9 protein-coding genes are annotated in these 9,667 nt (G+C 59.7%); 7 read left to right on the forward strand and 2 right to left on the reverse strand.

Annotated features, from left to right (window positions below; genetic code table 11):
- The coding region (locus tag ACPYOJ_RS32755) for a polysaccharide deacetylase family protein (RefSeq protein WP_481419964.1) at positions 1-690 on the forward strand (690 nt) is incomplete at its 5' end.
- Between the two features lie 19 nt (positions 691-709).
- On the opposite strand, the gene pdxH is transcribed toward ACPYOJ_RS32755, so the two are convergent.
- Positions 710-1,330 (reverse strand): pyridoxamine 5'-phosphate oxidase, encoded by a 621-nt coding sequence (pdxH, locus tag ACPYOJ_RS32760; RefSeq protein ID WP_481419965.1) that lies wholly within the window; start codon positions 1,328-1,330, stop codon positions 710-712.
- A gap of 66 nt (positions 1,331-1,396) precedes the next feature.
- On the opposite strand from pdxH, the gene ACPYOJ_RS32765 reads away from it, so the two are divergent.
- The 4 genes from ACPYOJ_RS32765 (at position 1,397) to ACPYOJ_RS32780 (ending at position 4,807) form a co-directional block, all read left to right on the forward strand.
- Positions 1,397-1,855: an RT0821/Lpp0805 family surface protein gene (locus ACPYOJ_RS32765; protein WP_481419966.1), complete on the forward strand. Its 459-nt coding sequence runs from the start codon at positions 1,397-1,399 to the stop codon at positions 1,853-1,855.
- 243 nt (positions 1,856-2,098) lie between these two features.
- Positions 2,099-3,247 carry a DnaJ C-terminal domain-containing protein gene (locus ACPYOJ_RS32770; protein ID WP_481419972.1) on the forward strand — a complete coding sequence of 383 codons (1,149 nt, stop codon included), beginning with the start codon at positions 2,099-2,101 and terminating at the stop codon, positions 3,245-3,247.
- 123 nt (positions 3,248-3,370) lie between these two features.
- Positions 3,371-4,189, forward strand: coding sequence for an enoyl-ACP reductase FabI (gene fabI / locus ACPYOJ_RS32775; RefSeq protein WP_481419967.1), 819 nt, complete (start codon positions 3,371-3,373; stop codon positions 4,187-4,189).
- A 27-nt stretch (positions 4,190-4,216) separates the two neighbouring features.
- Complete coding sequence (locus ACPYOJ_RS32780) at positions 4,217-4,807, forward strand: histidine phosphatase family protein (RefSeq protein ID WP_481419968.1); 591 nt, start codon at positions 4,217-4,219, stop codon at positions 4,805-4,807.
- Positions 4,808-4,813: 6 nt separating this feature from the next.
- Here ACPYOJ_RS32780 and ACPYOJ_RS32785 read toward each other — a convergent pair whose 3' ends face one another.
- Positions 4,814-5,074: a DUF1344 domain-containing protein gene (locus ACPYOJ_RS32785; protein WP_481419969.1), complete on the reverse strand. Its 261-nt coding sequence runs from the start codon at positions 5,072-5,074 to the stop codon at positions 4,814-4,816.
- Positions 5,075-5,314: 240 nt separating this feature from the next.
- On the opposite strand from ACPYOJ_RS32785, the gene ACPYOJ_RS32790 reads away from it, so the two are divergent.
- Both ACPYOJ_RS32790 and aroC read left to right on the forward strand, forming a co-directional pair.
- Positions 5,315-8,494, forward strand: a complete 3,180-nt coding sequence (locus ACPYOJ_RS32790; protein WP_481419970.1) for an EAL domain-containing protein — start codon at positions 5,315-5,317, stop codon at positions 8,492-8,494.
- A gap of 162 nt (positions 8,495-8,656) precedes the next feature.
- Positions 8,657-9,667, forward strand: a 1,011-nt coding sequence (gene aroC / locus ACPYOJ_RS32795) for a chorismate synthase (RefSeq protein WP_481419971.1), incomplete at its 3' end; no start/stop codon positions are given.

Below are 9,667 nucleotides of genomic sequence, written 5' to 3' on the forward strand. Positions count from 1 at the left end.
GAGAAGCACGCCGCGCCTTTCACCGTGTTCGTGGCGAAGGGTCTTACCGAACGCACCCATACGATCTGGTGGGAGACGCTTGCCCCTGTCCTGCGGAAGGCGGAAACAGTGCGCTTCGATTTCGGCGCAGGCGAGGAGAGCATCACTCTCGCGACATCGGCCGACCAGTACCGGGCATTCTCACGATTTGCAAACCACGTTCACCGCACCGACGAGAGCTTGGCGACCGCACAGATCGACAGGCTCGCCCGCGACCACGGCATCGATCCAGAGGAACTCGTCGACGATCTCGTGATGGGGCCGGCAGAACTCAATCTGCTCGAAGCGAGCCCGCTGGCCTCCCTCGGCGCGCATACGATCAGCCACCGCGCGCTTGCACGCCTTCCCGAAGCCGAAGCGCGGGAGGAAATGGCACTTTCGGCCGATCACGTGACGGAAATCACCGGCAAGCGGCCCGGCACGATCGCCTTTCCGTACGGCACGCGCGAGGCCACAACCCGTCGGGAGGCGGCGATCGCGGCCGAGATGGGGTTCAAGGTGGCGGTGACGACCCAGCCCGGTATCATGCAACCCGGCTTGCCCGGCGGCACGACCTACCTGCCGCGGCTCTCGCTCAATGGCCTTTACCAGAAGCCGCGGTATGTTTCGGCACTCGCCTCCGGCATACCGCTGAAGCTGATCGGCCGGTAGGATCAGGACGTAAACCGGGTTACGGATACATCCGCACCTTTTCCCAATCGCCCTCCGGCGCAGTACGGCGGAACTCGACGCGGTCGTGCAGGCGGAAGTTCTGGTCTTTCCAGAACTCGATCGAAACCGGCTTGATGCGGAAACCGGACCAATAAGACGGCCGCGGAATTTCACCGATGGCATAGCGCGCGGTATATTCCGCCACGGCTTTTTCCAGAGCAAAGCGGCTTTCCAGCTGGCGCGACTGCTTGGAAGCCCAGGCGCCGATGCGGCTCCCGCGGGCTCGCGTTTTGAAATAGGCGTCTGCCTCTTCGTCCGTTACGATCTCCACAGGACCGCGCAGGCGCACCTGCCGGCGCAGCGTCTTCCAGTGGAAACACATGGCTGCTTTTTTCTGTCCGAGGAGTTCGCGGCCTTTCTGACTTTCGAAATTCGTGTAGAAGACGAATCCTTCGCTATCGAATCCCTTAAGGAGGACCATGCGGACATTGGGCAGGCCATCCTCATCGACCGTCGCAAGTGCTACGGCATTCGGATCGTTTATCTCGGAAGCCTCGGCTTCTTTCAGCCATTCCGCGAAAAGCTTGAATGGCTCGTCGCGTTCGGTAAAGTCACCGCTTGTTAACTCATTTGCCGACATATTAGCTCAAATGCCCCGGGTTTATCGGTTAAATGCCCAGCTATTCACGACTGGACAGGACGCAGGGTGGAAGTCATAGCAAAGTCACATCGCCATACAAAGGCCTTGTCGCATCGTTGCGGCGCGCTGTTGGTTATTGCAACGGCGATGCTGTCGCTTTCGGGCTGCATGACGGGCGGCTTTGATTTCCTGAGCGACTCGAAGGTGGACCGTTCGGTTGCTACCGGCACCGTGCCGCAGGCAGCGCCGAGCACGGACACGCTCTCCGACGAAATGACCGTTCGCAACGCGGTCACCTCCGCCGACATCGGAAAAATTGCCGGCCAGCCGCTTCCCTGGGCGAATTCCTCCACCGGCAGCGCCGGGGTCATCGACACGATCGTCGAAAACAACGATGCCGGCCAGGTCTGCCGCCAGTTCCGCACGACGCGTCACTCCTATGCAGGCATCGCCAAGTTTTACGGGAAAACCTGCCTCGTCGGCGGCGGCAACTGGCAGCTGCTGAGCTTTCAGCCTGAAGGCTGATCATTTCATTTCACGCTATGCTTAACCGCGGCGAGCGGGCGCGTCGCATGCTTAGCAAAAAGCTAACCATTTGCAGCGAAAGCCGCATTCCTCGTCCTTAAAATAAGGACTGATTAGCAACTCTGACGCACGATCGGCTTGCAGGCGCGTGTTCCGGTTTTCCGGCATGCGCATGAGTTGTTATTGGCTTTCGGCGTGCTGGGCAAGGACGGGCACGCTGCATCGGAAACGGCAGTTTACTATATGCGCGATCCTTACAAGGTTTTGGGCGTCCCTCAGGACGCGGGGACAGACGAGATCAAGGCAGCCTGGCGCAGCAAGGCCAAGGCCGTTCATCCGGACCATAATCAGGGCGATCCAACGGCAGCCGCTCGTTTCGCCGAGGTCGGCCGTGCCTATGAGACACTGAAGGACCCCAAGAAACGCAGCCTTTTCGACACGGCCGCCCGCATGGCTGAGGCGCGCGTGAACGGCGAGACGATCATGCAGCAGCGCCAAGCCGCCCGCGAGGCGGCGGCCCGCGCCAAGGCGGCGCAGGCAAATGCCGAACGGGTCATGGAAGAACTCGCCCGCGCCAACGCGCAAAAGGCGGCGAAGGCCGCTGCCGAGACGGCAAAACAGCAGCACGCCAGCCCGGAAGCCCCAGAGGATGTGGTGGAGCGCATCTTTGGTGCGCAAACCAAGGCCGCGGGTGCCGCGGCCGCCAGCACACAGGCAAACGCCGGCAGGCGTGCGGATGCGGAAACGGCGAAGACCGAAGCAGAAACAGCAAAGGCACAGGAAGAGAGTGCGGAGACGGCTACTCCAGCCAACGGTATTCTTCAGCCCTTGAGCATGCTGACATCGCTCGTGCGCCGCTTCACCAGCAGCGCGCCCGCCCCGGAAAAGGCACCGGACCAGCTCGCGCAGGCAACCGTGACGATAGACGACATTCTGAAGGGCAACTGGATCAACGTGCAGCTCGGTGAAGGCCGCGAGGCAGGTTTCGCATTGCCGGCCGGCACGCGGGAGGGCCATCAGGTACGGCTGAAAGGTCAGGGCTACAAGCTGCCGAACATGCAACGCGGCGACGCGATCATCAGCGTCCACATCGCACCGGACCCGCGTTTTACGGTCGATGGCTTCGATCTCCACACCGTACTACCCCTGACGCTCGAGAATGCCGTTCTCGGCACCCAGGCACGCATCGAGGCACCGAACGGGCCGGTCGACATAACGGTTCCCGCCTGGTCGGGATCGGACAAGACGGTCCGAATCCCCAATCAGGGCTTGCCCGACGACAATGGCGAAAGAGGCGATCTGGTCGTGGAGTTGCGCATTATGCTGTGGGAAAAACCGGACGATAAAGTCACGGATCTCATGAGAAGCATGCGCGAAGGGCTGTTTTTGTGAAATTTTGGTGACAAGCGCACCCTTTGTTACCATACCTAACAGTTGATGATTGCTCGCAATCTTGAACCGGTGAACGGCCTATGCCATAGGCAAATTCCCAATTGGATCATTAGGGGGCAAAATATGGCTCAAGCAACAGGCCTCATGTCAGGCAAGCGCGGCGTTATCATGGGCGTCGCCAACAATCGTTCGATTGCGTGGGGCATTGCCAAAGCCATTCATGCACAGGGCGGGGAAATCGCCTTTACATATCAGGGCGATGCTCTGAAAAAACGCGTCGAACCGCTGGCTGCCGAACTCGGCGGCGTGCTTGCCGGTCACTGCGATGTCAGCGACGAAGCGAGCATCGAGGAGGTTTTCGCCAACGTCGAAAAGATGTGGGGCAAGATCGACTTCGTCGTTCATGCAATCGGCTTCTCGGACAAGGACGAACTGACCGGCCGCTACGTCGATACCTCGCCGGACAATTTCGCCAAGACGATGCAGATCTCCGTCTATTCGTTCACGTCCGTGGCGCGCCGCGCCGAGAAGTTGATGACGGATGGCGGCTCGCTGCTGACGCTCACCTATTATGGCGCCGAGAAGGTCATGCCCAATTATAATGTCATGGGTGTCGCGAAGGCCGCTCTCGAAGCCAGCGTCAAGTATCTGGCAGTCGATCTCGGACCGAAGAACATCCGCGTCAATGCGATCTCGGCAGGCCCGATCAAGACGCTCGCAGCATCCGGTATCGGCGATTTCCGCTACATCCTGAAATGGAATGAGTACAATGCGCCCCTGCGCCGTACGGTTACCATCGAGGAAGTGGGCGACGTCGGCCTTTACATGCTGTCGGATCTCGCGCGTTCGGTCACCGGTGAAGTGCACCACGCCGACAGCGGCTATCATGTGATCGGCATGAAGGCGGTAGACGCGCCGGATATTTCGGTTATCAAGGACTGACCGAAGTCCAATCAAACGGAATCTGCCTTGCTCATCTACGTCGTCCGACATGGTCAGACCGACTGGAATGCCGAACGTCGTCTGCAAGGCCAGAAGGATATTCCGCTGAATGCCATCGGCCGCGAACAGGCGCGGCTGAACGGCGTCAACATGGCCGAGCTTCTGAAAGTCGAGGCAATCCCCTTCGATTTCGTTGCAAGTCCGCTCGGACGCACGCGGGAGACGATGGAGATCATGCGGACCGCCATGGGACTGGCACCGAAGGACTACCGGACCGACGAGCGGTTGGTCGAAGTTTCCTTCGGGGATTGGGAAGGCTTCACGATCAGGGAGCTGAAGGCGACGCAACGCCAACGCATTATCGAACGCAACCTCAACAAGTGGGATTTCATCCCGCCCGGCGACGACGCGGAAAGCTACGAGATCATGTCGTGGCGTACCCGCTCCTGGTTGAATTCACTCGAGCGTCCAACCGTCTGCGCCACGCACGGCGGCGTCATCAGGAGCCTTTTCAAGATGATCGCGGATTTACCGAAGCATGAGGCTGCCGAGGGGGAAATTCCGCAGGACCGTATCCTGAAAATCGACACTGCGGAGAGGCTTATCGGTTGGCTCTAGCCGCCGTCACTGGACAATATCGAGGTCGTTGATCACCCGCTTGCCGTCCACTTCCGTGTAGAAGATCACAACCTTCACGCCAGCCTTCAGTCCGTCGAAGTTAAATTCCTCTGGAGCCTGATAGGTCTTGCCGTCATCGAGCGTCAGGCTGAGGTTGGTCATGTCGACCTTCTTGATCGTCGCTTCGACGTCGGCACTTTCCGCAAAGCCGCTGATGGGCGAGAGGAAACTTGCTGTAGCCAGCAGCGTGGCAACAAAAAAACGCATTGCAGCAAACCTCTTCAGACTCGTCGCTAACATCCGATCAAGCACAGCTAAACTCCTGAATATGGCGAAAATTGCCCGTAAGAATGACTTCGCGCGCCCAATTGATGAACAGCATTTAAACGATAATCAAGGGCAGCCACTCTCCATTAGTCTTTTCTTAAATATTGGTAACAAACGAGCATGAAATCGTAAATTAACTCGTTCTCCCTAGAGTTGTCCGAAAAAGAAGGGAGATATACTGTGCTTTTCGGGCTGGGCGGCAAGATTCAGTTGCGGCGGGTATTCAAAAATACCCGTGTTTCACTGCTCGTGTCGGCTCTTGTGGCATTTGTCGTTGTCGTAGTCGGTTTCACGCTCGATCATGCAAATACCGCGGCGCATCTTCGCGAATTGCAAATTCGCACGGAAAACGAAGCAAGCCTCCTTCAAGCACGGCTGGTAGCGCAGATCGACATCGACATCACTGTTGTCCGCGATCTCGCCAACGTGATTTCGCTGAGCGCGAACAGCAACGAAGAGGAAATGAATCGGCAGATAAACTGGTTGCTCATCCAGAATCCGCATTTCCTCAGTATAGCCGTCGCACCCAATTTCGTGGTCAGCAACGTCTTTCCGCCGCAATCCGGCAAGGACCGCATCGGCAAGGACGTAGGCGAATTGCAAATGCGGCGCCATCCCGTCACCTACTATACCAGAGACCAGCAGGCGCGCTTTTACGGTCCCATCAAGACCACGGGCGGCACGGATGCCTTTGCGATCTTCTTCCCGATTTTCGTCAAGGATAAGGGGCAGCGTAAGGTCTGGGGTGCGGTCGAAGTCGCAATCGACCGGGACATGTTCTACGAAAACACCGGCCTGACGCCTGCTCACAATATTGAAAACCAGCGGCGTTACCCGCATCTCGATCATCTTTCGATCGCCTTGCGCGACCTGAACACCGCTGCGGCGGGCAAGGCTCTTCCCTTCTTCGGCAGCGCCGATGTGCTTGACAAGCAGCCCGTCCGTCGCGAGATCGAATTTGCGGGCGGTCGCTGGGAACTTTCTGCCGCTCCGACAAGCGGATGGAACGTTCCCCCGCCGAACCAGGTTCAGCTTCGCTTGATCATTGTCGCGGCTGGCTGCGTCATCATCGTTCCTATCTTCCTGGCCACGCTGCTCCTTGGCGAGCGCAACCGCAACGTCAGCGAGCTCGAAGCTCGCGAGGCGAAACTGCTCGAGCTTTCCCAGCGGCTGGATCTTGCGCTGGATTCATCCAATATCGGCATTTGGGAGCTTCAGGATCACGGGCACCGCCTCTATTGGGACGCACGCGCTTCAGCCCTTTACGGTGAGGCATCGGGCGAGGGAAGCCGGCCGCTCGAGACCTGGCTTGAAGCGATCGTGCCGGGGGACCGGCCGATCGCCGAGATGCACTTCTTCAATTGCAGCGTCGCCGGCACCTCCTGCACGGCACAGTATCGTGTCGGGCTCGCCGACGGAAGCATCCGGCATCTGCGATCCGTCGGCGCCTTCTACACTGATGCAGGCGGAATCGGCCGAACGATCGGCATCGTCGCGGACGTGACTGCAGACGCAGAGGCGGCCGAAATGCTGCGGAAGGCCAAGGAAACCAGCGACACTAAGAATGCCGAACTGGAACAGGCGCTGGACGAACTCTCCTGCCGCGAAGCGGAACTTGCGGAGCTTTCCACCCGCCTTGATCTCGCACTCGATGCAAATCTGTGCGGCATCTGGGAAACGACGCTGGGCGTCGAAGGCTCCATGTGGGACGAGCGCATGTACGAACTCTATGGGCTGGAGCCACGGCGTGGCTTCATGACCCAGGATGTCTGGCTCTCCTGCATTCATCCGGAGGACCGTGGCCTTGCACTCGAAAGTGCGGAGCATTTCAAGCAGGTTGGCGACACCCATACGCTTATCTGCCGCGTACCGACCGCAGACGGCGGTGTTCGCTACGTCCGCTCCACCGGCAAGGTGCACCAAACCGCGACGGGACAGGCGAAGCTGATCGGCGTGGCCTTCGACGCTACCGAAGACGCGCTGCTGACGCTTCAGCTCAAGGCGGCAAAGGACGACGCGGTTTCCAAGAACATCGAACTAGAACGAGCCAAGGATCGAATAGAGCACAATTCGCTGCACGACCCGCTGACCGCACTTGCCAACCGGCGCAAGCTCGATATCGCGCTTGAAAACCTGACCTTCGACAGCCGGTCGCAGCGGCAGAAATTCGCCATCCTCCATATCGACCTCGATCGTTTCAAGCAAATCAACGACACGCTCGGGCATGCCGCGGGCGATGCGATGCTGGTGCATGCGTCAAAGGTGCTTTCGCAGAATGCCCAAGTCAGCAATGTCGTTGCGCGCATCGGCGGCGACGAATTCGTCATTCTGGTCCTCGATGCCAACGCCGAGGATATGACTGAACTTGCGGCCCGGATCATCGAGGAAATGCGCCAGCCGATCAATTTCGAGGGCTTCGCCTGCCGCTGCGGCGTTTCGATCGGCATCGCCCTTGCAGACGGCATCGATGTCGACGCTCGCCAGGTTCTGATCAACGCCGATATCGCGCTCTATCGTGCAAAGAGCCTGGGCCGGAACCGCTACGAGTTCTTCAACCAGAACCTCCAGGCCGACGTCGTCAACAGCAAGCGCACCGCCGACGAAATCCTTGCCGGGCTCGAAAACGGCGAATTCACGGCCTGGTACCAGCCGCAGTTCTGCGCCAGGACGATGCGGCTGACGGGCGTCGAAGCGCTGGTGCGCTGGAACCACCCGTCCCATGGTCTTCTGACGCCCGACAAGTTCCTGCGCATCGCCGACGAGATCAACGTCGTGCAGGTGCTTGACCGCATCGTTCTCGAAACCGCGCTCAAGGACAAGATGCGCTGGGCGGCACTCGGCGTTGCCGTACCGCAGGTCTCGGTCAATGTTTCGGCGCGCCGGCTGCATGACGGAAGCCTGTTCGAGTCGCTACTCGACCTGCAGATCGCTCCCGGCGAGCTCTCCTTCGAGCTGGTCGAATCGATCTTCCTCGACGAGAGCGAGGATGTGGCGGCGCACAATCTCGACCGCATCAAGGCGCTCGGCATCGATATCGAAATAGACGATTTCGGTACTGGCCACACGTCGATCGTCAGCCTGCTGAAGCTGAAGCCGAAGCGGCTCAAGATCGACCGCCAGCTCGTGCAGCCGATCCTCCATTCGCCGCAGGAACGGGCGCTGGTGAACTCGATCATCGACATCGCCCGCTCGCTCGGTGTTGAAACGGTGGCGGAAGGCGTCGAGACTGTTTCGCACGCGCACATGCTGCGCGATCTCGGCTGCGACCTGTTGCAGGGCTACGCCTTCTCCCGCCCCTTGTCCTTCGAGGCCTTCGCAGACGCAGCGGCGGACGGCAAGGCCTGGCGGCTTGCCTCCTGAGTTCATCGTTCACGATTTGCGGAAACAGATTCTCTGGTCGCAGTATTTTTCGGTAAAGAAAGGCGTTTGCCCGCAAGGCTTTTTGGCCTATGAGTGTCCCGAATTTTGGAAGTATGGCGCAGCCGGTGACGACCGGAGTTTGCGCTCATCCGGTCGGAACACATGTCGCACAACACATTCGGTCATCTCTTCCGCGTAACAACCTGGGGCGAAAGCCACGGGCCCGCACTCGGCTGCGTCGTCGACGGCACGCCGCCCGGCCTGCGTTTCAAGCTCGAGGATATTCAGGTGTGGCTCGACAAGCGCAAGCCCGGCCAATCGCGTTTCGTGACGCAGCGCCGTGAGGCGGACCTCGTGAAGGTGCTCTCCGGCGTGATGCCGGATGCCGACGGTGAAACGATGATCACCACCGGCACGCCGATCTCGATGATGATCGAGAACACCGACCAGCGCTCCAAGGATTACGGCGAGATTGCCCGGCAGTATCGTCCCGGCCATGCGGACTACACCTACGACGTCAAATACGGCATCCGCGATTATCGCGGCGGCGGCCGCTCCTCGGCGCGTGAGACGGCGGCCCGTGTCGCAGCCGGCGGCATCGCGCGCCTTGTTGTTCCGGAGATGAAGGTTCGCGCTGCGCTTATCCAGATCGGCAAGCACAAGATCAACCGGCAGAACTGGGATTGGGATCAGGTGGACCAGAACCCGTTCTTCTCGCCGGATGCAGAAATCGTTCCGGTATGGGAAGAGTATCTCGACACCATCCGCAAGAACGGCTCCTCGATCGGCGCTGTTGTCGAAGTCGTGGCCGAGGGCGTTCCGGCAGGGCTCGGCGCGCCGATCTACGGCAAGCTCGACCAGGATATTGCCTCGCTGCTGATGTCCATCAACGCCGTGAAAGGTGTGGAGATCGGCAATGGTTTCGGCACGGCCGAGATCACCGGTGAGGAGAACGCCGACGAGATGCGCATGGGCAATGACGGCAAACCGCTGTTTCTTTCCAACCATGCCGGCGGTATTCTCGGCGGCATATCCACCGGCCAGCCGGTCGTCGCGCGCTTTGCGATCAAGCCGACCTCTTCCATTCTCACGGAGCGACGCTCGATCGATGCGGACGGCAACAATGTCGATATCCGCACCAAGGGGCGGCACGACCCCTGCGTCGGTATCCGG

It is taken from the genome of Rhizobium sp. SVR5-9E (assembly GCF_056755095.1).

What these genes read in the sequence shown, in the direction of transcription:
- ACPYOJ_RS32785 (WP_481419969.1), bottom strand. Translation starts at nt 5,074, where the DNA reads ATGCGTTTTTTTGTTGCCACGCTGCTGGCTACAGCAAGTTTCCTCTCG.
- ACPYOJ_RS32770 (WP_481419972.1), top strand. Translation starts at nt 2,099, where the DNA reads ATGCGCGATCCTTACAAGGTTTTGGGCGTCCCTCAGGACGCGGGGACA.
- fabI (WP_481419967.1), top strand. Translation starts at nt 3,371, where the DNA reads ATGGCTCAAGCAACAGGCCTCATGTCAGGCAAGCGCGGCGTTATCATG.
- pdxH (WP_481419965.1), bottom strand. Translation starts at nt 1,330, where the DNA reads ATGTCGGCAAATGAGTTAACAAGCGGTGACTTTACCGAACGCGACGAG.